Genomic DNA, 25,336 nt, shown 5'->3' with positions numbered 1-25,336 from the left:
GAATTCGCTTCCTCTCGAATTCTCATAGCAAGGTGTTTCTAACCCTGAACTAGGCGACTAAGGAAGCTTAACTTCCCTTAATTAAGGGGTTCTAAGCTTTTATAAATCCTTGATCATCTCACAGGCGTAGTGCAGTTGATTGATCATAACGCCAACGGGGTGCTTAAATTTCTCTCGGTTAATTTTTGCGACTTCCACAACGGGCTGAGTCGCATCAAAAGTCTCGATGGCAATTTCACCAGTAAAGCCCTGTTCAAACAAGGGCTTGAAGAAGTCTTTGAAAAACTGCTCGTTAAACCAGGATTCATAAATCTTACCTCGATGAAGAGCGGAAATGTGCGCCCCATTCAATTTTCCAGCATCTATCAATTGCTTCACATAAGTTCTGTACGCTTCCGGCCCTGCACCATCGGCAAATTCATGACAGGTATCAATCATCACACTGAATCCATCCATACCTTCCTTTAAAGCGAGTTCACTACATTCACGTAAATGTGCTGGCATGCGTTCAAAGCGTTGTAAGGGTTCTTCACACAAGCGCACTCCCAAAGACTGCAAATAAGGACCGATTTCTTCTCTGAATTTTTGCCTAAAGTTCTCGTGCTGATTTTTTATCCATTTTGCTGCAGCCTGACCATAGACTCCTTCTGGAAAGAGTAAAAAGGGTGTTGAGAAAGGTCCGAAGAGAAAGTCTGAATCCATGATTTTAGCCGCCTGAGCTTGAGGCTTTATGCATTGCGTCCAATCGCTATCCCAAGAGCCACCCACTGTAGAAATATTTAAGCCTGCCTCTTTAATGATTTTGACTTGCTCTTGAATCAGCCTCACGGCTTTATCAGTCAGATTTCCGTTTTCATCGAAGGGTATTCCCCCTGCGGGGATTTGTACACCATAATATCCTGCCTTGGCGTGAGCATCCATGAGTGCCGGATAAATTACCGATCTGTATTCATCGGCAGTCTTCGGCATTTGGACTTGGTATCCATAATGATTTAAGTCATTAATGGTCTCCACTAAATTGCTATGTTCAAAATTATTTTTGCTTAGTTCGCAAAAGTCTTCTTCTGAAATATAAAAGTCTAGAAAGAGCAGTAATAAATTACTAATCTTACGCTCCTGAGCAAGGTTTTTATGGGACTCAGCTAAAGTTGCAGCTGGAAGCTCGGGGTAAGTCATAAAGGTCTCCGTAATTATACCCTACACTAAAGTCATGAAGATCATAGCTATAGAAGAATAAAGTCATTTTTTTGTTAATCCTGAGAGAAACCACACAAGTCATATATACAAATATGTATATATAAACATTGTTTATAAACATCAAATTAACAGAAAAATTGCATTTGACTACTATTTGTAGTATATTTCAAAGTATAGAAGTTCTAAAAATTTCACAAAAAAATTAAAAGTTTGTATCAACAGAAAAAATAAATTGTTTAAGAATTAAAATACTTAATATAGTGAGGTTAAAATGAAAAAATTCAGTTTAATAGAGCTACTCGTCGTAATAGCCATCATTGGTATTTTGGGTTCTTTTCTTTTACCGAGTTTAGCCACAGCTAGAGATAAGGCAAAAATGGCAACTTGTAAAAATAACATGAAGCAACTTAATATAGCTATGTTCATGTATCATGAAGATCACGACGGTGTTTATCCCTACTCACGCACCGCCAACCCAAATCATTATTCATGGGATGACTTACTCAACCCCTACGATGGTCGCCGCCAAGCTACTAGATCTGAACTTGAGTACCCCGTTTTATTTAAATCAGATGGCCATAACAGTGGCTCCTACGCTTGTCCTAGCGATGATATTCAACGCGTCCATTGGACCGGCACAGATGTACTCACAGCAAGTTATAGCTTAACTTTTAGGGCCATTAATGGTCACGGTAACTTGACGGGTTGGGCACGAGGTGTTGCCTTAAGTGGAGCTAGTACTAAAGCCCAAAAAGTTACTGCAATTAATAATACGACCAGAACCATTGCCATGGTAGAGATTTCATCTGCTGCTAGAATTATTGGTCATGGTGGTGACTCTCTGATGTATCCTGGATGGTTCCAAAATAAAACACTTAATCATGAAGGTCTTGACGGCTCAAACTTCAACATGGTTGATGGCAGTGTCAAAACAATGACTTTTTGGCAAACCCTAATGACCTCAAGTGGATCAATGGCAGACCCTGGTTGGAGTATTGGCTCCATGTGGGACTCAAATCAATAAATCACGTTCTTTAAGAAGGTCTTTAGAGACTTGCACTAACTATTTATTTAGGAATAAAATCCTAAAGTTTTTGTTATAAAAAATGAATTAATTATTCAATTATTCGTACATAAATCACTTATAGTGATGAATAATTAATTCTAAAAAGGTTTATAACAATTATGATGATTAGATTAAGTTTTTTATTACTGTTTTCATTACTAGCCTCCGCCGACCAAAATGTATTACAGTTCCAAGGTCAGCAAGGAGCTAAAACCATCGTTCTTGTCGCAGGCGATGAAGAATACCGAACAGAAGAAAGTATGCCCATGCTGGGAAAAATCTTAGCCAAGCATCATGGCTTTAACTGCGTCGTTTTATTCCCTTGGGACAAGACAAATCAGTACATTGACCCCAATGCGCAAACAAATGTTAAAGGCTGGCACTACCTCAACGAGGCAGATCTCATGATCATTGGCACACGTTTTAGACGTCCCAATGAAGCCGACCGAAAAATCATCGCTAAATTCTTGCGCGACGGCAAGCCGATCATTGGCATTCGTACCTCAACTCATGGTTTTAAGGGTAAAGATAAATTGACTGAGGATCTCACTTTAGATCAATTTGGCCCAAAAATCATCGGCGAAGGCTGGGTTAGCCATCATGGCCGCCACAAAGGTCAAGGCTCTCGAGGTGTAATAGAAACTCAAAATGCGTCTCACCCCATTCTTAACAGCGTTAAAGATGTCTTTGGTCCAAGTGATGTTTACGGCGTCCGTAACCTCACTGATAAAGATACTATTCTGATGCGCGGAGCCGTTACAGAAAACCTCTCTCCAAGTTCAAAAAATGTAAATGGCAAACAAAACAAGCCCATGCAGCCACTGGCTTGGCTTCACCCTTATCAAGTTAAAGCTGGTAAAGCGGGACTCACTTTCACCACAACAATGGGAGGTTCCGTGGATTTCGTTAACGAAGACCTGCGTCGCATGCTAATCAATGCCACATATTTTCTACTGGGCCAAGATGTTCCCAAAAAAGCTACGGTGGATTATGTTGACCCCTTCTACCCTTCTTTCTATGGCTTCGATCGTAAAGTATGGAGCCAAAGAAAGCTAAACACTACAACTTTTGCTTTAGGTCAATCACCTTATTACCCTGATGTTCCGAAGTCTCCCAAATGGCCATTCCGCCCTACACCTTCAGAAAAAGTCGTGGAAATCCCGGCTCAAAAAAAAACTAGTTCTAGGAGCAAGTAAACTTTCAGAGAAAGTCATCTCAAATGAGAAGCATTTTTCTTTTGATCAAAAATATAAAAATTATGAACTCACTTTTGATTACGCGAGTGAAAAGACTCACACGCCTAGTGAAGTTCTACTGCAATTAAACTCTGAATTTAGTGTCGACTTACCCAGGCTCACGCAAGCTGGAAAATGGCATTCAGTAAAAGTTGACTTTCAAAAAGCTGAAGGTAATTCAGGCAAAGTTAGGCTTTGGCTTGATGCTAAAGAAAGCAAAAATTTCACGCTCAAATCAAGCCAAAATCTCCCCCATCATTTCTCTCCAGAAGTGAGTAAAAGAATTGATCTAAGTGGCAAAAAAGATTTCACTTTCTTCACCCGCTTTAAGACGACAAAAAACGGTACGATCTTCTCTAAATGTAATGCCGAAGGTCGCTGGATCCCCAAAGGCAAAGCTCTTTATCTCGAAGATGGAGAGCTAGTTTACGATATCGGCTGGCTAGGAGAAATAAGAGCTGGCAAAAATTTTAATGATGGCAAATGGCATAGTGTTGTAGTCAGCAATCAAAATGGTACTGTGACACTCTATGCTGATGGTCAAAAGTTAGCTGAGCGCAAAAACTTTTCAGCTCCCGACCAAGAAAGCTTCGTCTTCAAAATTGGAGAAGCGGCGGATAACTTTGGTGGCGCCTTTTCTGGAGCTATTCAGCAAGTCGCCTTTTCTCAAAAACTATTGCCAAATCCCAAGAGCTTAAGCTTTCAAAATTTTGTTAATAAATGCGATATCTCCTGGAAAAATGATAAGCCAACCGCAAGTGAAAAAATCACTTTCCAGACTCAAAGTGGCGATCTTCATTTCGCTAATATACAAATTCGTCCACGTCCTAGTAGTGACCTAAAAAAAGAAATTTCCTCTTGGAGCGAATTAAGTATGAAACGGGGGCAAAAAGTCTATAATGGTTTATGCATCACCTGTCATGGCGACACCTCAAAAGATGGCGCCTTACCAACCGCAATCAAATTCCATGAAGGGCAGTTTAAAAATGGCTCTGATCCCTTAAGTATCTATAATACTCTCACCCATGGTTACGGCCAAATGCTACCTCAGGCCTGGATGACTGATCAGCAAAAAATGGATGTCATCAACTACATACGCGAAACTCAAATTTTTGGTAGAAATGATTCTCAGTACTTTAAGATCACCCCCGAATACCTCGATCAACTTCCAAAGCCAGTTATTTCTAAGACTAAAGTAGTTAAAAAGACTCCAGCAAAACCCTACCTAGACATGAATTTTGGTGATAGCTTAAGCATGACACTGGAATTGGAGAAAAATAATATTGTAAAAAAGGGGATTGTGAGTCGCCTGGATCAAGGTGATGGCGGAGTTTCCAAGGGTAATAGATGGGCGATTTTTGACGAAGACACTCTACAATTAGCCGGTGTCTGGGAAGGAAAAGATTTCATCGATTGGAGGAGTATAGCCTTCGACGGATCACACGGAACCCACCCTGCGATAAAAGGAGAATTGCTTTACGCCAACCCCCAAGGTCCCGGGTGGGCAAATCCTGAAAACGGCTCTTGGGATGACACTCGCTTTCTGGCTAAAGATAAGCGCAGGTATGGACCTTTACCAAGAAAGTGGGCGCATTACAAAGGACTTTACCACTTTGGTGACAAACGAATTAATCACTACACCGTAGGAGAATCACAGGTGCTTGATTATGTAAAATGGGATCAAAATAGCCAGACTCTTCAACGTACATTAAATGTAAGCAATATTCAAAAAGAGCTCGTCCACCGACTAGCCCCCGATTCCTTAAAATGTCAGGTCATTTCTTCCGGCCAATTCCAACTTTATCAAAAAGCTGGTTTTCATTATCTTAAAATTCCTGTCGGACAAAATGAATTTAAAGGCGCCATTCTACTCAGTAGAGAGGACATCAAAATTGCGGAATTCGCAAATATGAAATTAGATCTTCAATCATATACAGTTGGCGGCCCTAATACATGGAAACAACAAATCACAGGTGAAATCAAGCGCGCGGATGATAACTTCGCTTATGTTAAAGATGAATTCCTACTCCCTCAAAATAACCCTTGAAAAAGCTGGATGCGTCTTACTGGCATTGACTTTATTAACAATGGGGAAAGTGCCCTCGTTTGTACCTGGGAAGGCGAAGTTTGGCGAGTCGATAAAGTCCAACAAAAATCAGGTTCAGTTACCTGGACGCGTATTGCCACTGGTCTCTATCAGCCCTTAGGCTTAAAAGTTTTTAAAGGGAAAATCTATGTGGGTTGTCGCGATCAAATTACTATTCTAAACGATCTCAATAATGATGGTGCTATTGACTATTACGAAAATTTCAACAACGATCACCAGGTTACCGAGCACTACCACGAATTTGCTATGGGTCTACAAACTGACAAAGAGGGAAACTTCTACTATGCTAAATCTGCGATGCACGCAAAAGAAGGCCTAGTTCCCCACCATGGTACCTTATTGAAAGTTTCTGCGGATGGCGCAAAAACCGAAATCATTGCCAACGGCTTTAGAGCCGCCAATGGCGTTTGCGTCAATGATGATGGTAGCTTTTTTGTCACTGATCAAGAGGGGCACTGGACTCCAAAAAACCGCATCAACTGGGTCCAAGCCGGTGGCTTTTATGGTAATTTCATGGGCTATCACAAGGCAAAAAGCAGTGCTGATTCAGACATGAAAGAACCCATGATCTGGTTGACCAACAAGTTCAATCGCTCTCCCGGCGAACTCATGTGGGTAGATTCAAAACGTTGGGGTCCTCTAAATGGTGAGTTATTAGAATTATCTTATGGCATGGGCCAGATTTTCCTCAATCTTATAGAGGAAAAAAATGGACAAAAGCAAGGCGGACAGGTAAAAGTCCCCAACATGGATTTCCTAACAGGAATTATGCGTGGCCGCTTCAATCCCATTGATGGCCAACTCTACTCCCTAGGCATGTTCTCCTGGGCATCTAATAAACGTCAATTTGGCGGTTTTTATCGCGTTCGATATACGAATAAAAAGCTCTTCATGCCCACGGGACTTAGAACTGCTGACAAGCAAATCATCTTGGATTTCCCTGAATCACTAGGCCAAGTTTCTGAATCGGATATTGAAATCAAGTCATGGCATATTGAACGAACTAAAAGTTATGGTTCACCACATAAAAACGTGCAGCAAGTGAATATCACAAAGATCACCCTGAGCCAAGACAAAAAAACGCTCAGCTTAACTTGTCCTAATTTAAAACCGAGTCGGTGTATGTCGATCAAAGCTAAGCTCAAAACAAGTGAAGGTGAGGCTTTTAATTTCGAAATTAATAACACTATTCACCAACTATAAACAAAAACCGATGACGATTATATTCAAAAAATTGAACTAAATAGACAATATAATTATAATTATATGATTAATTTATGATATTTAATATGATGGTGAATTAATGATGAAAGAATATGTGATTGGTTTAGATTATGGCACCAACTCTTGTCGCTCTGTACTTATTGAAGTGGGCGCGAAAGATGAACTCTTCTCTGCCGTTTATAATTACCCCAGTGGAGAACAAGGCGTACTTTTGAGTGCAAAGGCACCCCATCTGGCACGCCAAAGTCCTGCCGATTATCTGGATGGTTTGGAATTCATTATTTCATCTGTCATCGAACAAGCAAAAATTCATCTTAGTGACTTTCGCAGTGAGGCCGTCATTGCGCTCACCTGTGCGACAACTGGAAGTACCGTCATTCCCATTGATCACAATGCGCAAGCATTAGGTCTAGAAGACAAAGAAAATCTCAACGCTCAAGCTTGGTTGTGGAAGGATCACACATCACACCAAGAAGCGAATTTAATAAGTGAAAAAGCCAAAATACTTCGTCCGCAATATCTCGAGCGCTGTGGTGGGACTTATTCAAGTGAGTGGTTTTGGGCCAAAATTTTGCGTCTAAAAAATATCGATCCAGCTACTTATGCGAAAGCTCATAGCTTTGTTGAACTCTGTGATTTTTTACCCGCAAGTTTAGCTGGAATTCGCGAGCCCAAGGCTATAAAGCGCAGTATTTGTGCAGCTGGACACAAAGCCATGTATGCAAATGAATGGGGAGGCTTACCAGACAAAGAATTTTTAAATGAATTAGATCCTGCTTTGAGTGATTTACGAGATCGACTCTATGATGAGGCCTTAGAGTCTGATCAGATTGCGGGTTACGTTTGTGAAGAATGGGCCGAACGCACGGGCCTAAAAACCGGCACGGTCATTGCCGTGGGAGCATTTGATGCTCACATGGGTGCTGTTGGTGCAGGTATTAAGGAAGGCAGTTTAGTAAAGATTGTTGGAACGAGCACTTGTGACCTGATGATTTCAAAGTCGAAGCAGCCCATTGCTGGCGTATGCGGCCTCGTTGAAGGCTCTGTGATTCCTGGTTTTATAGGAATTGAGGCGGGTCAATCCGCGGTGGGAGACCTTTTCTTGTGGTTAGTCAATCATTTGGGAACAAATGAATACGGAAAAAACCGTGATGAGGTCTTTAAAAACATGACTGCGCAAGCCGCGGCAATGTCTGCGGGTCAAAGTGGCTTACTATCTTTAGATTGGAATAATGGCAATCGCTGTACCTTAGTCGATATGCAGCTCAGTGGCTTAATGCTAGGTCAGAGCCTGCACACAAAAGTACATGAAATTTACCGTGCCTTGATTGAGGCCACGGCATTTGGCGCCCTCAAAATTATTGAACGATTGGAAGAGTCTGGAACTGCAGTGAAAGAAATCATTTGCTGTGGTGGCTTAGCTCAAAAAAACGAATTGATGATGCAGATATATGCCAATGTCTTTAATCGCCCAGTGCGCATCGCCGATAGCGAACAAACTTGTGCCCTTGGCGCGGGCATTTTTGCGGCGGCCGCAAGTAAAAATATGGCTGTCCTTGAGCTACAAAAACAAATGACCAATGATTGTCGTCGTGAATACCTACCTGAAAGCACAGAAGTAAAAACATATGAACAACTCTATGCACTTTATAGCCAGCTCTACGAAGCCTTTGGTGTTGCAGGTAGCCAAGATGATTTATTTGGAGTCATGAAAAGACTAATTCAGATTCAAAAAGAAGCTCACCATGCTTGAGCAACTTAAAGAAGATGTTTTAAAAGCCAATAAGCTTCTCGAGTCCAGTGGTTTAGTTAAACTCACTTGGGGTAACGTTAGTGGCATTGAACGTGAAAGCGGTCATGTCGTCATCAAACCTAGCGGAGTTTCATATAAAGAAATGACTGTAGATGATTTAGTCGTACTCGATTTAGAGGGCAATATTATTGAGGGCTCACTCAAGCCTTCTTCGGATACTGCTACTCACCTTTACCTTTATCGTGCTTTCCCTGAATTAGGGGGCATCACCCATACCCATAGTTTATTTGCCACAACTTTATGTCAGCACGGCCGTGAACTTCCTTGTTCAGGGACGACTCACGCCGATCACTTTTGTGGAAGTGTTCCATTAATTCGGGCCTTAAATGAAGACGAAGTCGAAGATGATTATGAGAAAAATACCGGCAAAGTCATTGTCGAACATTTTAATCAACATGAAATAAAAGCACTCGAAGTTCCCGCCGCTCTACTTCATTATCATGCTCCTTTCACTTGGGGAAAAACGCCCATGGAATCATTCAAAAATAGTGTCGCCTTGGAATCTTGCGCGGAAATGGCGGTGCGAAGTCTGCAAAGTCAAGAACTCCCCGTTATACCTGCTCATATCTTAAAAAAACACTACCAACGCAAACACGGCTCAGATGCCTATTACGGTCAATAAGAATTATCTATCAACGCTCATCGCAAGAAAATAAGTCGAGAAATAAGTATGTAGATTAAAGTTTTGAAATAAATTTTCATGCTCTCATTCTTCAGAGGTTTTAATTCCCAAATTAAGAGTCAACTTATGTTCATGACGATGAGCAGTACAGAGAAAATTCAATACGCTAAGGACTTTTTAGATAGCGCAGAGCCCTTTTGTGTCTCGCAGCTTTTTGAATATATGAGTGACACTTATTTTTTTGTTAAGGACTGCCAAGGTCGCTTTATCAAAGCCAATAAAGCCTTTCTCAAGTTATTCGGTTATGATAAATTAGAAGATATTATTGGCTTAACCGACTACGATATGGTCAGCCGTGAGCTGGCCGTTCGCTACGAGATGGATGATGCACGAATTTTTGCAGGGGAAAAAGTTTGTGAAATAAGTGAACCCGTAAGTTCAGGAGATGGTGTAGTTAGTTTACACGTCTCCACTAAACTCCCCGTCATAGATAGAAATGGCAAAATCATTGGTTTAATTGGCATTACTCGCGATAGTGTGAAAACACTTGATGCACTTAGTCCCCTACAGGAATTTCAGCCCGTCCTAGATATCATTGAACGGGATTTTAATAAAACCATCAAAATAGAAGATTTAGCTCAAGAAGCCTGCATGTCGGTCAGTACTTTTCTACGCCGCTTTAAAAAGCAATTCGGCCTTACTCCTGGCGCTTATATCAAAGAAGTTCGCTATAAAATGGCCACTCGCTTACTCATAGAATCTGCTCAGCCCTTGAGCTCCATTGCTTTTGACTGTGGCTTCTCTGATCAAAGCCATATGACCCGTGAATTTAAAAAGTTGGCTGGGGTTACTCCTAAGGCTTATAGAAAGAAATTTCATCAATAAGGCATCAATCAACCCATAGGAATTTTCCTCTCTTCTCACTCTGACTTGAGAAGAATTTAAATCCAGTATTTTTAAAGGACTTGTAACATGAGTATTCATTTACTTGTCTTAAATGAGTATACTGAATTAATATTAAGGAAAACTCATGAAGTTCATTACTCTTTTGCTGACGATACTCAGCCTAAATTTACTCGCAGATGAACAAACTGTTTGGACAAACCCAAAGCTTGCTAAAACCTTAGCAGACTACCAAATTCAAGGTGAATACCAAGGCGAGTCTTACGGCGCTCAAATTATTGCTTTAGGAGATGATTCATTCTCTGCAGTCATCTATCCCGGAGGTCTTCCAGGTAATGGTTGGGACGAAAAAAATAAAACTATCATGAATGGCGTTCAACAAGGACAAACTGTAACATTCACATCCCCTAAAAAGGGCCCAAAAAAGTACTATGCTCCAAAGCCAGAGCTCTTTACTCCTGTGAAAAAATTCCCTCCAACGGGACACACTCAGGGCTCAGGTAAAATCAATGAAAATACTTTTACTATTACACTCAAGGATGAAAGTCACGAACTTAAAAAAGTTCATCGCTCGAGTCCTACTATGGGGACAAAAGCACCCGACGGCGCCACTATTTTATTTGATGGGAGTAATATTGATGCATTTACTCGTGGGAGAATAGATAAAGAAACTCGCTCACTTCACACTGATGCGAAGGATCTCTACACAAAAGAAAAATTCAATAATTATCACCTTCACGTAGAGTTCATGACGCCCTACATGCCTTCTTACCGCGGCGCTAAGCGCGGTAATAGCGGCATCTATAATGTTTGGGATTACGAGCTACAAATTCTCGATTCCTTTGGACTTGATGGCATCCATAGTGAATGTGGTGGTATTTATAAAACAGCCCCACCTCGCATCAATATGTGTTACCCACCCCTCACCTGGCAAACCTATGATATAGACTTTACGAACTCCGTTTTTAAAGACGGTAAAAAAATAAAAAGTGCTTACATCACGGTTAAGCACAATGGCGTTCTAGTCCACGACAAAACAGAAATTCCTGCGCAAACTGGCGGACACCGCAAAACTCCCGAGGGTAAACCTGGTCCCTTTCGTCTACAGGGGCACGGCAATAAAATTCAATACCGCAATATCTGGCTAATCAAAAAGTAGGTTCATCATGATAAAAACTTTACTTCCATCTCTTTTGCTAACAGCAAGTTCACTCTTTGCCTTTGATAATGATTCAGTCAATCGCGGCAAGGCACTCTATGATAACATCTGCTTTTCCTGTCATGGAAAAGACCTAGAAGGCGGTGTCGGCTTCAACCTAAAAGATCACGAATGGATCCACGGTAGTACTCCACAGGATATTTCCAAAACAATCAAAGATGGTTTTCCCGATAAAGGGATGATTGCCTTTGGTGCGCTCTACAATGACGATCAAATTCAAGATATCACCAACTTTATTATGTCGCGCCAGGAAGGACTCAGGGATTTAGAATACAAAATTTATCACGATGTGAATATGGAAACTAGCATAAACTGGGACAGCGCTACACCCAGTAAAACTGGAAAGGCTCAACTCCCCTACCCCAACTTTCAATTGCCCGAAGTCGATCAATTCGCCATGTCCTATAAAGGAAAATTACTTATTCCTGAACATGCTGCGGGTTCATTCAAGCTCGTAGGTATGTTCCGTCAAAGCGAGGGTTTTGAACTCTTTATTGACGGTGAGAAAGTTCCTCTTACACTCGACAAACGTAAACGCTTTAAAGAATCTCTACAACTCAGTGCAGGAGCCCATGATTTTGAATTGCGCTTTATCAAAATTTTCCGCTTTGCAAGCTTCAATATGGATCTCATTGGCAAAGTTAGAATCCCCTTAGCTATTGACTCCTATCGTCGCTCCATCAATAAAGCCCACATTGTTGAAGCCGGTGATTCCTTTAAAATCATTCGCAAACGCATAAAAAATTATGCTGCAGAGAGCATTGCCATTAATCACGCTGACCGCACGACTTATATTATTGATCCAAACAATGCCAAAATCACGGCCTTTTGGGAAGGAAAATCTCTTGATATTGGCCCCAATATCAATGAGCGTGGCCAACACGACTCAATCCCCCTTGCTAAGACTCAGATTAAACTTGGAGATGCCATCAAAGCCCAAATCAATCAACAAGATATAAAAATGACTTATCGCGGCTATTCGTCCTATCCTCAGCCTAAATTCATCTTTAGTGATGCTAAAGCCAAACTTGAAATTAGTAGCAAGCTCAATGCCGAGTCACTACTACTTACCTACACTCTAGAAAACCCTAATAATAAGAGCTTGAGTTTACTTATCCCCGAGGGTTTAAAAGTGAGTTCAAAGGATGGCACAATTAAGGGCAATAGCTTTATTCCTAGCCCCGATAAACAAAATCAGTTCACCATCGCAATTCCCGTAAAGGAGAAAAAATAATGAAATACTTCATCTCCTCACTCCTATTACTCACTCTAGCTATGAGCTCTATCGCCAGTCCAAAAGGCTATAGCATTCAAACTATCGAAACACCCCCGAATGTTCTCTTTCACATTACCGGGCTCGACACCGATAAAGATGGCAATATGTATTGCGCCACTCGCTACGGGGATGTTTGGGTTTACAAAAATAAAACTTGGCACAAGTTTGCCGAGGGTCTTCACGAACCCTGTGGTCTAGTACTGGATGACGATGGCTCCATTGTCGTGACTCAAAAACCGGAAATGACGCGCCTCATCGACTCAAATAATGACGGCAAAGCAGACCTTTACATTCCACTCACTCGAGAGTTCAAGTTCCACAATAACTACCACGAATTTAACTTTGGTGGTGTAAAAGATAATGACGGCAACTACATCGGAACCCTCGGTACTGCCGCTGGTCCAACTGCCAAAGGCCTCAAACTCAGTGCCATGGCCAGTTTAGGTGATTGGCGTGGCTGGGCCTACAAAGTCTCACCTGAGGGGAAATTCACTCCCATTGCCTCCGGTCTCCGTTCTCCTGCTGGCTTGGGCAGAAATCCTGCCGGCGAAATCTTTTACACCGATAATCAGGGTGATTACGTTGCCACCTCAACTATGCACCAAATCCTCCCCGGTAAGTTTTATGGTCACCCCATTTCACTTCAAGATCGCGATGACTTCACTCCAGAAAAACTCAAAAAAATGACTGACGAAGAATTTGATAAGCTCCGCACTCTTCCCGTCGTTTACATTCCCCAAGAAGAAGTTGCCAACTCTCCCGGCAACCCCGAATGGATTGATAGCTCGGGAAAATTCGGCCCCTTCAAGGATCAGTTTTTCGTTGGCGATCAAACGCGCTCCAATATTTTCCGCGTCACCCTGCAGAAAGTAAAAGGCCGCTACCAAGGTTGTGTCATCGACTTTATCTCAGGTCTTCAATGCGGCAATATCCGCCTCAAATTCGATAAAAATGGCGATCTCTGGAGTGGTCAAACCAGCCGTGGCTGGACCGCACGAGGCACCAAAACTTTTGGCCTACAAAAAGTCGTCTGGGATAAAAAGACCATTCCCTTTGAGATCCTCGATGTAAAACTCACCAAGTCCGGCTTCACTGTTCAGTTCACCGAAAAAATCGATGAAAAATCAATTGATCAGAGCAAGATCTCCCGCTGGTGGTATGAGTACTCCAGAAAATATGGCGCACCAAAAAGTGACCTGGAAGACATTAATGCGAGTTCCGTAAAACTAGCCACCGATGGTAAAACATTGACCATCGAATGCCCCCTCGTCAAAGAAAAAGTTTATTGCCTGGATTTTAGCGGAATCAGCAATTCTAAAGGCGAAAAACTCGGCAACACAAAAGCCTATTACACCATCGTAAATCTTTTAGATTAATCAAATCAATCAAATGATTTCATATTTTATGTAACAGCTCATTTGATTCCTTGTCAGTTATTAAAAACCACTGACAAGGATGAATAATATGAAGCAAAAATTTACACTGATTGAGCTACTGGTTGTCGTCGCCATTATCGGCATTCTCGCCAGCTTGCTCTTACCGAGCCTAAGTAAGGCGAGAGCTAAGGCAAGACAAGTTACGTGTTTGAACCAACTCAAGCAACTTGGTATTTCTCTTACGATGTATACCTCCGACGATAATATCGGTCAATTCCCTTACACTAGGAGAAATGGAGGCGATATCATCAGTTGGGATGACCTCATTGCAGGTTATGATGGTCGTGATAGTATGACGTATTCAGAAATGACAACTTCCATGAATACAGTTGACCAAATCAACCCTTTATATTTATGTCCTGAAGATACTATTGCGGGTAGAAATGGTAACCCAAAACGTTCATATGGGATATCTGCTTATAGAACCGCTAATGCTAATGTTGAAAAATCAAATCCAGGCATATCTGGAGGTCAAAATGATAATGTAAAAATCTCTAGAGCAATAAATTCTTTGAGTTCTCCTTCTAGTACAATTCTTCTTAGTGAGCAATTCCATAAAAATAATCGCATGGGCGTGCATTGGGGCAGTATTACTGCTGGAACTCATTACAGCATGCAAACTAACCCCACTTCAACAAACCCACTCCCCCATTTTGAAAAATTCAATTATTTGTTTACAGACGGTCATGCTCAAGTTCTAAATTATTATGGCACACTTTTAGACCAAATTCCTTCATCTTCTGATGCTCGTAATACCATGTGGGATGCAGGCCGTTAAAAGCGGTTAAAACACCAATAAATAAACTAAATTAAAATTATCTCATTTTTTTGTAACAAGCGACATTTATCCCTTGCCAGTTAATAAAACAAACTGACAAGACTAGATGAACCACAATCATCACCAATTTTAACACATAAACAACTGTAACCATATATATTTAATACAAAACATTGACTGTATAATTCAATTTAATTCTCAATTGATATCCTATACTTAAACTAGTGAACTATTTAAAATGTTTTTATGAAAACACTACTCTCGGAGCTTGGTATGAAGAAAAAATTTTCACTTGTTGAATTATTGGTGGTCATTGCGGTTATCGCAATTTTGGCAAGTTTATTACTTCCGCAGTTAGCCCGAGTCCGAAGTGAAGCAAGAAGGGTTATCTGTATGAGTAATCTAAAGCAGATTGGCATTAGTAGCTTTTCCTTTTCAGGGGACAATGACCATAAATTCCCTGGCATATATTCTGGTGGCGTTTCGTATGATGACCATTTATCTGGCTATGATGGAAGAGAGACACTCACAGATACTGAAAGATCTGCCTCCTATTTATCTTCAGATACTTACCAAGGGAGTGCCGACCTTTATACCTGCCCCACAAATCCTGCCACCCCTGATCACCCATTCTTCAATGACGCTTTTCCTCGTGACTATGTCATTAGTCAATGGGTTAGTACTGGGGGTAATAGGCACCGTCGCCGTGGAGTTCATGGTCGCAAAATGACTGAGATTAGCTCCCCTTCAAGTGGAATTGCTTTTACCGAAAGGCTATACGTCCGCCTCGGTGGTGCCGATGATAAGTACTATGCCAAAGGGCAGTATCAAAAATTGACTGGGGTTGAATTTGATATCTTGGGTAACTCTGGTCACCATGGAGCTAAAACTAATTACCTCATGGCCGATGGTCATGCCGACCCCATGACAATCTTTCAAACTCTACAAAAAAGCGATGGTACTTTTATTGATTTGGATTCCAACCCCAATTCAGCTGTATATGGGACTTATTGGGACACGATGAAATAAATTCCATGCAAATTAATGAGTATTTTTAAAACCCTTTGTAACAGCAAGGGTCAGTCACTTGTATCATAGTTCAAATAAGAAGAAAATTGTTTTGAAATCTGTAAACGGTATATTGAAAAATACTTTTACTTAAACAAAGACTAAACTGTGAAAAACACTGATAATACGCGCTACACACTGCTACAAAAAATCAAAGACCCAAAAAATGAAAATTCTTGGGAAGAATTTGTCGAGTACTACTCTGGCTACATTTATGTAATCATCAGAAACTTCAGAGTCGACATAGAGGACTCCGAAGACCTCATGCAAGATGTGCTCATAAAAGTATGGAAAGGAATCCGTACTTATGATCCAGCTGCACAAAGAAGTAAATTCCGCACTTGGCTATGTAGCGTGATTCGCAATACAGTCTTTAACTTCCTCAAATCAAAATCCGTTCGGAACTCCAAACAAAATGTCTGCTATAATGATGCCCTGGAGCAAATGGATTTAGTCAACGAAGCAGAAGTTGATAAAATAGCTGAAAAAGAATGGCAAAACTACATTGCTAATCTCGCCTGGAAAAACATCAAAGATGAACTGAGTACCATCAATAGACAAATCTTTGAAGAAACACTCAAAAGCGATATGAGTAATTCTCTGATAGCCGAAAAATATGAGCTTGCAGAAGCGAGTGTTCGCGTCTATAAAATGCGTGTTAAAAAAGCCCTCTCCAAAGAAATCGTTCGCCTCAATTCAGAACTCAGCTGGTAAGGAACTTATGCGGGAAGAGGAGCATTTTTTTGATGATATAAATGAGCTCTTTGTCGAGGCCTTTGAGACCGGGGACAACACACTCATTAATTCCCTGCAATTTGAGGGTGACAATTTTGTCGATTATGATGCCTACAGCGAAGGTGGCATTAAACAAATTTTTCTTTGCACTGATCGCCGCACGGGGAGGCGCGTTGCGATGGCCACACTCAAAGATATTTCCAATTCTCAAAAAGTAGAAGCTTTTTTACGCGAAGCAAAAATAAATGCTGCCCTACAGCATCCCAATATTGTGCCCATCTACGAAATGGGCATAGAGGAAGAGAAACCTTGGTTTGCCATGAAATTTATTGCAGGGAAATCTCTGGCTGATATTATTTCCGAAACAAAAAATCTTGAAGATCACAACTCAAATTTCTCCCTCAGTCATAGACTCGATATTTTTATGAAAGTTTGCGACGCCATTGCCTATGCTCACTCATTGGGAGTATTGCACCTAGATATAAAACCCGACAATATACGCATCAGTAATTATGGTGATGTCGTTCTGTGTGACTGGGGCTTAGCCGATATCGAGGCCACTTCCTGTGATGAAAAGCTACTGGAGTTCTGTACAATTCTCGAGCATGACCTCAACAATCAAACGCTGGATGGATCTGTGAAGGGTACTCCAGGTTATATGGCGCCAGAACAAACATCTCTAGTCAAAATTCGAAAAGGGCGTCACACCGATATTTTTTCTCTTGGCACCCTGCTCTATAGCTTACTGACTTTAGACAAGCCCTTCAAAGGCTTCGATATTCAAGACATCATTGATACAACGGCTAAATGTGATTTCATCAAACCCTCCAAACTACAAACAGATCTTCCTGATTCTCTAGAAGCCGTTTGCCTCAAGGCCATGCAGCTCAAGCCCGAAGACCGCTACCAAACGGTAGAAGACTTACAAAAAGATATCGACGCCTACCGCAATGGTTTTGCAACTTACGCAGAAAACGCCTCCTTTTTGAAACTTCTCAAACTGATGGTTTACCGCCACAAATTGAGAAGTGGCTTAGTCATGAGTCTACTATCTCTAATGATAATTTTAGCTCTAGTATTTGTTCACAATCTGGACCTCTCTAAGCAGTTTGTTGAAAAGGAAAATGAAAAATTACTGTTGGAACAGGATCTCTACCTACAGAGAGGGAAAGATTCTGCACCTCTCTTTTTTGAGCGTGCCGAGGAAAGCCTAAAAGTTTTTGACTTTCAAACTGGTCTACGTTTTTGTAAGGAAGCCTTAGAACGCGACAATCAAATGAAGCCCGCCTGGGAATTAAAAGCTAAGTTTAATTTTGCGATGGAAGATTACCAAGAATGCCTTGATTCTCTAGCAAAAGCTGGTGTTAGTAAAGGTCGCTTGATCAACTTAGCTAAAATAGCCTTATTAGCGGAAGCGACTGATTCCCGACAAGAAGTGCGCCTCGATTTATTAAGGCGATTACACAGCTTTAAAGATATGACAACTTTTTCTTTACTGCTTCACAATATTATTTACAGCGATATCTCTCTAGATGAACGGCTTGAGTTTTGCCAATACGTCATAGGCCTTAGGAACAAAAGAACGGCACAAGACGCTTTTAACTTTAATTACGACCCTCAAACTCAAAGTTTGGATATCTCCAATAATCCATGGATTAAAATCGCACTTTGTTTACGGAATTTTCCAGCCAAAAAAATTAATGCCTCCTATACCTCAATTAATCATGGCAATAATTTTATGAGTCATCACCTCGAGTACCTAGATATAAGTAATACCCAAATTGTTGAGCTTAAATCTTTGAAGTGCAAAAACCTAAAGTCACTTAATATTTCGGGAAATATTATTCACAATCTTGACCCCTTGGAACAATATCCTCTTATCAGTTTGGACATTAGTTACACCCCCATAAAATACCTCAATTTCGTTCCAAAAATCCCCACGCTAAAACAAATCACTATCAAGAAAAAACAATTTTCTAGAGCACAGCTAAAATGGTTGCGACCAGATATAGAACTCATCGAGAAATAAGTTTTCAAAGAATTTTCGCTTTGCTTGGAAATATAATCAGTCACTTCTTAGTTTATAAAAAATCGTTTTTTTTGTAAGTACCTATTAAATTCGATGTATAATTAGACTACTATTCTTCTGCCTAGAGTCTCTCCTTTAATTTTAAGCCTAAAAAATGATATGACCGATAACAACACGCGCTATACACTTTTAAAAAAGCTTCAAAATTCCCGTGATGAGAAAAACTGGGAAGAGTTCGTCCACTACTATAGTCCCTACATTTTTGTAATTATTCGTCGCTTTAATGTAGGCTCTCAGGATTCTGAAGAGCTCATGCAAGATGTTTTGGTTAAGATCTGGAAAAACATTTCTAAATACGATCGTGAAAAGTATAAGTGCCGCTTCCGTACATGGTTGGGAGTCATGATCCGCAATACGGTCTTCAATTTTTTTAAAAGTAAAGCCAGTAGAAACTCCAAGAGCAATGTCAATTACGATGATATAATTGGTAAATTAGAGCTCATGACCGAGGCGGAAGTCAACATCATTTCCGAACGCGAATGGAAGAATCACATAGCCCAATTGGCCTGGGATAATTTAAAAAACAAATTCTCAGAACAAACACAAAGAGTGTTTGAGGCATCAGTCAAAGATGAAATTTCCAATGCGGAACTCGCAAATCAGTTTGATCTATCCGAGAGTTCGGTGCGCGTTTTCAAGATGCGCGTTCGCAAAGCCATGCACAAAGAAATTATTCGCCTCAACTCTGAATTGGAAAGCTAAAATGTCACCCGAAAATAATTTCGCTGATGGACTAGGGGATATTTTTGATGAGGCCTTCGATAGTTCCGAGACCAATCTAAGTGAATCCCTCAAAAATACTGAAGATGTCTACTCCGATTTTAAGTTTTATAGTGAAGGGGGCCTCAAGCGTATTGATCTTTGCTACAATCGCAAAACTAATCGTCGCGTTGCCATGGCTACTTTAAAAGATGGTAGCGACCCACAAAAAGTCGAAGTCTTTTTACGCGAAGCCAAGCTCAATGCGGCACTTCAGCATCCCAATATAGTTCCAGTATATAATATCGGACTCGACCAAGATAAGCCTTGGTTCACGATGAAGTTTATTGCCGGGCAGTCACTCAGTGAAGTCATAGATGAACTAAAATCCGGTAAACAAAATGAATTCTCTGGGCTCAATAATCGCCTAGATATCTTTTTAAAAGTCTGCGATGCTATTGCCTACGCACACTCAGTCGGAGTGGTTCACTTAGATATCAAGCCAGATAATATTCGTATAAGTAGTTACGGTGACGTAGTGCTTTGTGACTGGGGGCTAGCCGATGTGGAAGCCTCCTGCTGCGACGAGTTGCTCCTAGAATACTGCTCAGTATTGGACCACGACATTGAAAATCATACCATACATGGAACGGTCAAGGGCTCGCCGGGCTATATGGCACCCGAGCAAACGAGCAAACTTAAAATGCGCAAAGGTTTTCACACCGATATTTTTTCTTTGGGCACACTGCTTTATGCTCTTCTAAGCCTAGAGAAACCCTTTAAAGGCAAATCAATTGATGAGATTTTAGACAAAACGGCACGATGCCAATTCCCCATACCGACTTCTCTCAATTCCCAAATCCCCATATCACTTGAGGCCGTGTGTTTAAAAGCGATGGCTCTACAGCCCGAAGATCGCTATGCAAATGTGCAGGACTTACAGAAAGATATTTTGGCTTATCGCAATGGTTTTATGCCCGATGCAGAGGAAGCTTCTTTTGCCAAAGCCTTAAAACTCTTACTCTTGCGACACAAAGCTTTTAGCACCTTGGCTATTTTCACTTTACTTATCCTAGCGACCGCATTGCTAGCCCTGTCCAATAACCTTAAACTTGCCAAAGAAAATGAAGTCCAACTCAAGGAAAAACTCAAACTCGAGCAGGAATTTAATAAACAAATGGGCGTCGATGCGGCCCCTTTGTTTCTGGAAAGAGCCATAGATGCTTTTGATATCTGTAAATTTGATGAGAGCCTGCGCTTTGCGGACAACGCAGTCAATCGTAACCCAAATTTACAAAAAGCCTGGCGCGTCAAAGCTAACAACCATTTTATCAGAGAAGAATATCAAGCTTTTTTAAAAGTGCATGAAAAAGCCGCTTATTCATCGACACATCCCATGACAAAATTGGCCTTGAAATACAGTCAGATCAAAGCCGATGATTCCACAGCCCTAAATATTTCCCAATACCTTAACTTACTCACAGATTTCAAACCCCTCAATAATGGTCATATCTACTTCAAAATCATTCATTACAAAGCCTTTCAGAACCTTGATATCGATGATAGAATTAAGTTTTGTAAGGGTGTCATTACTTTAAATCACGGCCCTAAAAAAGCTGCCTTACTCAACTTCTACTTCAATAAATCCACCGGTCATTTGGACGTCTCTAATAATCTTTGGTTATCTTCCCATTTATGTCTGATGAATTTTCCGGCTAAATCAATCGATTTGTCCAACACCGCTATCTATAACTCTATCGGTTTGAGAGCTATGCCACTTGAAGCAGCTGACCTAAGTAACACAAAAATCATTGAACTGCAGACTTTCCCATCTAAAAAAGTAAAGGTCCTCAAGCTCTCTGGCAATACACTATTTCACATCAAGCCTATCACGGACCTGCCCATTGAGGAACTACATATTCAACACACTCTAATCGTCAATAGTCAGGAAATCGCTTTACTGACTAAACTCAAAAAACTTCATTTACATGAGGGGCAGTTTTCCAAAAGAGAAATGGCTCAAATACCCTCTAATATTGAAATTATCATTCATAAAAAACCGCAATAATAATTTTTTTGTAACGCCTCGGCTTTTGATCTTGTATAGAATTTTAGAAGTAAAAAATCTAATTCAATACAAAGGCATTTTATGAAAAAATTTCTCTTTACTTTTATAAGTCTTGGGACTCTCTGCCAAACTCTAGTAGCCGATTCCATTAAGCGCGGCGAAGAAATATATAAACAGGTCTGCCACATCTGTCACGGCCTAGATATGAATGGTGGTATTGGTCCCAGTCTCATCGACGATTTCTGGAAACACGGCGATTCACCGCATGCTGTTTTACACAGCATATCGGAGGGCATTCCCAATACAGAGATGGCTCCCTACAAACAGCTCTTTAAAGAAGACGATTTAAAAGCAGCTCGTGACTTCATTCTTTCAAAGCAAAAAGGCCTGCGCTCACTCGCGTTGTCCTCTTACCCTAAAGCTCATTTCAAAGGGAAAAAGCTCAGTCTCGACCTCCTCAAAACAGTGGAATCACTTGAGCAGAAATCAATCAAAGAAAACCTCATCTACTTTAAGAACCGTTACGATGCCGTCGCCCATTTAAAAGCCGATCTCTACATCCAAGAAGATGGTGTATACGGCCTGCGTATTCGTAAAGCTGGCCGCACGGCGGTTTACATCAACGGCAAAGAAGTTCTCTTTCAGGATGAAAATAATAAATCTCTCAACAAGGCTCAGGACTTCAAACTCACCAAGGGTGTTCACAAAATCGAAATCCTTCACGATGAAAAAATGCAGCACTCCCTCAAGTTTCATGCGACTATGACTCAAGAAGGCAAAGGTCATTTCACTCTGATGGGCAAGAGCCTTGAAGGTTCCGAACCCAAAATGGTTCGCGCCGGAGCTGAAGCCAAAGTCATTCGCAAATACGTTCATGATATATCGCCGCGAACGCTTTTGTGCTTGCTGCCAAATAAAGTTCTTGTGGCCTACAATCCCTATAGTGGCAAGATTGAAAAAGTATGGAAAAACTCCTTCGTAGATCAAACGCCATCACTCAATGCAAGAAGTGCATTGCCTTCTAGTATAATGGGTCAAGAACTCCCCTCGAATTTTCACGGCTACAATACGAAGCACAAAATTAAAATGCTCTCCTATCAATCAAAAGGCGGATCTGTTCTTATCAAAACTGCTATTGGCGGCAAAGAACACAAGGTCACTATTTCACCTTTGGGAGCTACAGGTTTTTCACTTAAAGGTGAATCAAAAGAAGCCATTCCTGGCTTTGAACTCGTCCACGAAATGACCGGTAGCCCCAAAACTAACAGCAATTTTAAAATAGATTTTAATTAGGAGTCCATGATGAAAAAGTTTTTACTCACCGTTTTATCTGTGCTTTGCACTCCAGTTTTTGCTCAAATCCCGGATGGTTACAAACTGGATACTATTACTCTTCCCAAGGGTTCTATTTCACTTCTGGGTGTATGTGAAAAGAATGACGATACTATTGCCATCTGTACCTGGGAAGGACAAATCTGGGAATATACTAAGGGGAAATGGCACCTTTTTGCCGAAGACCTCATGGAGCCCAATGGCATTTATTATGATAAAAAAGAAGAGGCCTATTACCTAGCCCAAAAACCCGAACTCACCCGCGTCAAAGACACCAACGCTGACGGCAAAGCCGATTTATTTGAGACCGTTACTGCTGACTTCGGTTATACCAAGGGTTACCACGAATATCATTTCGGTCCAGTGGTTGATTCTTTGGGTCGGAAGTACGCCTCCCTCAACCTCAGCGCCCGCAAAGTGGACGGCAAAGGCCTAGAAGTCCGCGCCGGTCGTCCTGGTGAACACGGCGTCATGGTTTACACAGCGCCCTACCGAGGCTGGGTCTACCGCTCTGATCGCCAAGGTCACTTCCATCCCATTGCCAGTGGATTTCGCTCGCCCTGTGGTATCGGCATGAGCCCTCAGGATGAACTTTTTATCACGGATAATCAGGGTGATTGGATGCCTGACTGCGCCCTATTTCATGTTCAAGAAGGTAAGTTTTACGGCCATCCAGGCAGTTTAGCTGCTCGCCCGGATTACAGCGAAGAAAAAATCCTCAGTATGAAAAACGAGGACTTTGCTAAAATTCGTACCATGCCCACCATATGGCTACCACGCACATACATCTCTAACTCGCCAGGTAGTCCCGTGTGGGATACGACCAAGGGTAAGTTTGGCTTTTTCAAAGATCAATTCTTCATCGGTGACCAATCAGTCTCCAACCTCATTCGCTGCGGTATTGAAGAAGTTGGTGGGGCTTATCAGGGCTGGTGTGTGCAGTTTCTCAAGGGAACGCAGTCAGGAACGGTTAAAATGGAATTTGATAAAGATGGCAATCTTTGGACGGCTCAAGTTGGTCGTGGCTGGCGCAGTCAGGGTGGCAAGAGAACTGCCCTGCAAAAAGTGTCTTGGGATGGCAAAACAATTCCCTTTGAAATCTATGAAGTCAATATAACTAAAGATGGTTTTAAAATTACTTTCACTGAGCCTTTGACTAAAAAAGTCACCCCTGCAGTGAAGAGCTGGCATTACAATTATTCAGCCATCTATGGCTCTGATCGTGTAGATGAAAAAAATCTTCCAGTTCAATCCATGAAGCTCTCCAAGGATAAGAAAGTACTCGAGATAAAAGTTGCCTTAGAAAAGCATAAAGTCTACGAAATCAACTTTCCAGAAATGAACTCCGCAAATAACAAAAAACTTCTTAATCGCTCGATCTTTTACACCGTCAACAATTTGCTGACTTCGCAAAAAAAGCCAAAGCGCCTTAAGCCCCTCATCCCCGGAGCCGGCTGGAGAAAAAATGATGGCCGTCGCCCTGCCCCCGCAGTCGTCACTCCAAAAAGTTTTGCGGAAACCGCAGTTCAAACACCTAAAAATGCCACCATACTAGATGACGCAAAGTGGTCTAACCCCAATTGGGAAACCGAAACCAAGGGTCTTTGGAAACGTGGCAAGGGTAACTTTGCTACTAAAGATGCCTACGGTGACGCACGAATTCACATCGAATTTATGGCGGCTAAATCCGATGATCCAAAATCCGTCGGTCAGCTCTATGGCAACTCGGGTATCTTCCTCATGTCGGGCTATGAAATTCAGGTCATGAATTCATACAAAAACCCCACCACTGCAGATGGTAGCTGTGGCTCCATCTGGGGTCAGGCTCCGCCACTAGTCAACGCTAGTCGACCTCCGGGACAATGGCAGAGCTACGACATCTTGATGAAAGCTCCCATTTTCGATAATGACGGAAAACTTGTGGAACCCATGCGCGCCACTATTTTCCACAATGGTGAACTGATTCACAACGATGCTTGGTTCTACGGACAGGTGAATAAAGCTTATCAAGCACACGGTAAACGCCCGCTCATGATTCAGGATCACAAGGGCTCAGATGTCTTCTTTCGCAATATGTGGATTGTCCCCAATGTCGATTACGACAAAAGCCTAGAGGTCTTCAGAAGCAGCTTTAAAAGCGAAACCGAGATCAATCATAATGTCAAAATAATCAAGCCTATTACAGTGCTCAACCGTCATATGGTGAGCATGATGGATAGCAACGCCAATGAAGTCATAACTGAAAAAGAATTTCTTGGCTTTTGGACTAAGCAATTTAATCACGACGACAAAAATAAAGATGGCAAACTAAGTCCGGAAGAATTCCCCCACGAAGGTGCTTTCAGAGGTGCTGACAAGGACAAGAGCCAGAGCTTGGACCGCGAAGAGCATCGTAAAATCTATAGTGATCAATTCCCCGGCCTAGACAAAAACAAAGACCGTCAAATTGACCATAAAGATAAATAATCC

The 25,336-nt window shown here is 41.4% G+C and carries 19 protein-coding genes; 18 read left to right on the top strand and 1 reads right to left on the bottom strand.

Features of this window, described 5'->3' with window-relative positions; translation table 11 throughout:
- Positions 1-99 precede the first annotated feature (99 nt).
- Positions 100-1,176 carry a TIM barrel protein gene (locus PQO01_RS02880; RefSeq protein WP_274312540.1) on the bottom strand — a complete coding sequence of 359 codons (1,077 nt, stop codon included), beginning with the start codon at positions 1,174-1,176 and terminating at the stop codon, positions 100-102.
- A 292-nt stretch (positions 1,177-1,468) separates the two neighbouring features.
- Here PQO01_RS02880 and PQO01_RS02875 point away from each other — a divergent pair, with 292 nt between their 5' ends.
- From PQO01_RS02875 to PQO01_RS02790, 18 genes are all read left to right on the top strand, one after another.
- Positions 1,469-2,221 carry a DUF1559 family PulG-like putative transporter gene (locus PQO01_RS02875; RefSeq protein ID WP_274312539.1) on the top strand — a complete coding sequence of 251 codons (753 nt, stop codon included), beginning with the start codon at positions 1,469-1,471 and terminating at the stop codon, positions 2,219-2,221.
- 161 nt (positions 2,222-2,382) lie between these two features.
- Positions 2,383-3,459: a hypothetical protein gene (locus PQO01_RS02870; protein ID WP_274312538.1), complete on the top strand. Its 1,077-nt coding sequence runs from the start codon at positions 2,383-2,385 to the stop codon at positions 3,457-3,459.
- Positions 3,362-5,545: a DUF6797 domain-containing protein gene (locus PQO01_RS02865; RefSeq protein ID WP_274312537.1), complete on the top strand. Its 2,184-nt coding sequence runs from the start codon at positions 3,362-3,364 to the stop codon at positions 5,543-5,545. Before PQO01_RS02870 ends, PQO01_RS02865 begins: the two co-directional genes overlap by 98 nt.
- A gap of 9 nt (positions 5,546-5,554) precedes the next feature.
- On the top strand, positions 5,555-6,808 hold the full coding sequence (locus PQO01_RS02860; RefSeq protein WP_274312536.1) for a hypothetical protein: 1,254 nt from the start codon (positions 5,555-5,557) through the stop codon (positions 6,806-6,808).
- Positions 6,809-6,908: 100 nt separating this feature from the next.
- Positions 6,909-8,582: a ribulokinase gene (locus tag PQO01_RS02855; RefSeq protein WP_274312535.1), complete on the top strand. Its 1,674-nt coding sequence runs from the start codon at positions 6,909-6,911 to the stop codon at positions 8,580-8,582.
- Entirely contained in the window at positions 8,575-9,264 is a 690-nt protein-coding gene (araD, locus tag PQO01_RS02850) for an L-ribulose-5-phosphate 4-epimerase AraD (protein ID WP_274312534.1), read from the top strand. The genes PQO01_RS02855 and araD overlap by 8 nt, the downstream gene beginning before the upstream one ends.
- Before the next feature lie 126 nt (positions 9,265-9,390).
- A complete protein-coding gene (locus PQO01_RS02845) occupies positions 9,391-10,149 on the top strand; it encodes an AraC family transcriptional regulator (RefSeq protein WP_274312533.1) in 759 nt (252 codons plus the stop codon).
- A gap of 145 nt (positions 10,150-10,294) precedes the next feature.
- On the top strand, positions 10,295-11,326 hold the full coding sequence (locus PQO01_RS02840) for a 3-keto-disaccharide hydrolase (protein WP_274312532.1): 1,032 nt from the start codon (positions 10,295-10,297) through the stop codon (positions 11,324-11,326).
- A 7-nt stretch (positions 11,327-11,333) separates the two neighbouring features.
- Positions 11,334-12,620: a c-type cytochrome gene (locus tag PQO01_RS02835; RefSeq protein WP_274312531.1), complete on the top strand. Its 1,287-nt coding sequence runs from the start codon at positions 11,334-11,336 to the stop codon at positions 12,618-12,620.
- Positions 12,620-14,038, top strand: a complete 1,419-nt coding sequence (locus tag PQO01_RS02830; RefSeq protein WP_274312530.1) for a DUF7133 domain-containing protein — start codon at positions 12,620-12,622, stop codon at positions 14,036-14,038. Before PQO01_RS02835 ends, PQO01_RS02830 begins: the two co-directional genes overlap by 1 nt.
- 88 nt (positions 14,039-14,126) lie before the next feature.
- Entirely contained in the window at positions 14,127-14,876 is a 750-nt protein-coding gene (locus PQO01_RS02825; protein WP_274312529.1) for a type II secretion system protein, read from the top strand.
- A gap of 273 nt (positions 14,877-15,149) precedes the next feature.
- A complete protein-coding gene (locus PQO01_RS02820; protein ID WP_274312528.1) occupies positions 15,150-15,905 on the top strand; it encodes a type II secretion system protein in 756 nt (251 codons plus the stop codon).
- Between the two features lie 147 nt (positions 15,906-16,052).
- Entirely contained in the window at positions 16,053-16,658 is a 606-nt protein-coding gene (locus PQO01_RS02815) for an RNA polymerase sigma factor (protein WP_274312527.1), read from the top strand.
- Positions 16,659-16,665: 7 nt separating this feature from the next.
- Positions 16,666-18,708, top strand: coding sequence for a protein kinase domain-containing protein (locus PQO01_RS02810; protein WP_274312526.1), 2,043 nt, complete (start codon positions 16,666-16,668; stop codon positions 18,706-18,708).
- Between the two features lie 159 nt (positions 18,709-18,867).
- On the top strand, positions 18,868-19,470 hold the full coding sequence (locus PQO01_RS02805) for an RNA polymerase sigma factor (protein WP_274312525.1): 603 nt from the start codon (positions 18,868-18,870) through the stop codon (positions 19,468-19,470).
- A gap of 1 nt (position 19,471) precedes the next feature.
- A complete protein-coding gene (locus PQO01_RS02800) occupies positions 19,472-21,535 on the top strand; it encodes a serine/threonine protein kinase (protein ID WP_274312524.1) in 2,064 nt (687 codons plus the stop codon).
- Between the two features lie 81 nt (positions 21,536-21,616).
- Positions 21,617-22,828 (top strand): c-type cytochrome, encoded by a 1,212-nt coding sequence (locus PQO01_RS02795; protein WP_274312523.1) that lies wholly within the window; start codon positions 21,617-21,619, stop codon positions 22,826-22,828.
- A 9-nt stretch (positions 22,829-22,837) separates the two neighbouring features.
- Positions 22,838-25,333 carry a 3-keto-alpha-glucoside-1,2-lyase-like domain-containing protein gene (locus PQO01_RS02790; RefSeq protein ID WP_274312522.1) on the top strand — a complete coding sequence of 832 codons (2,496 nt, stop codon included), beginning with the start codon at positions 22,838-22,840 and terminating at the stop codon, positions 25,331-25,333.
- Positions 25,334-25,336 lie beyond the last annotated feature (3 nt).

Origin of the sequence: Lentisphaera marina (assembly GCF_028745505.1) — a bacterium.
Taxonomy (GTDB): domain Bacteria; phylum Verrucomicrobiota; class Lentisphaeria; order Lentisphaerales; family Lentisphaeraceae; genus Lentisphaera; species Lentisphaera marina.
Note: the sequence above shows the minus strand (reverse complement) of the source record. Positions and strands in the feature narration are given on the sequence as shown.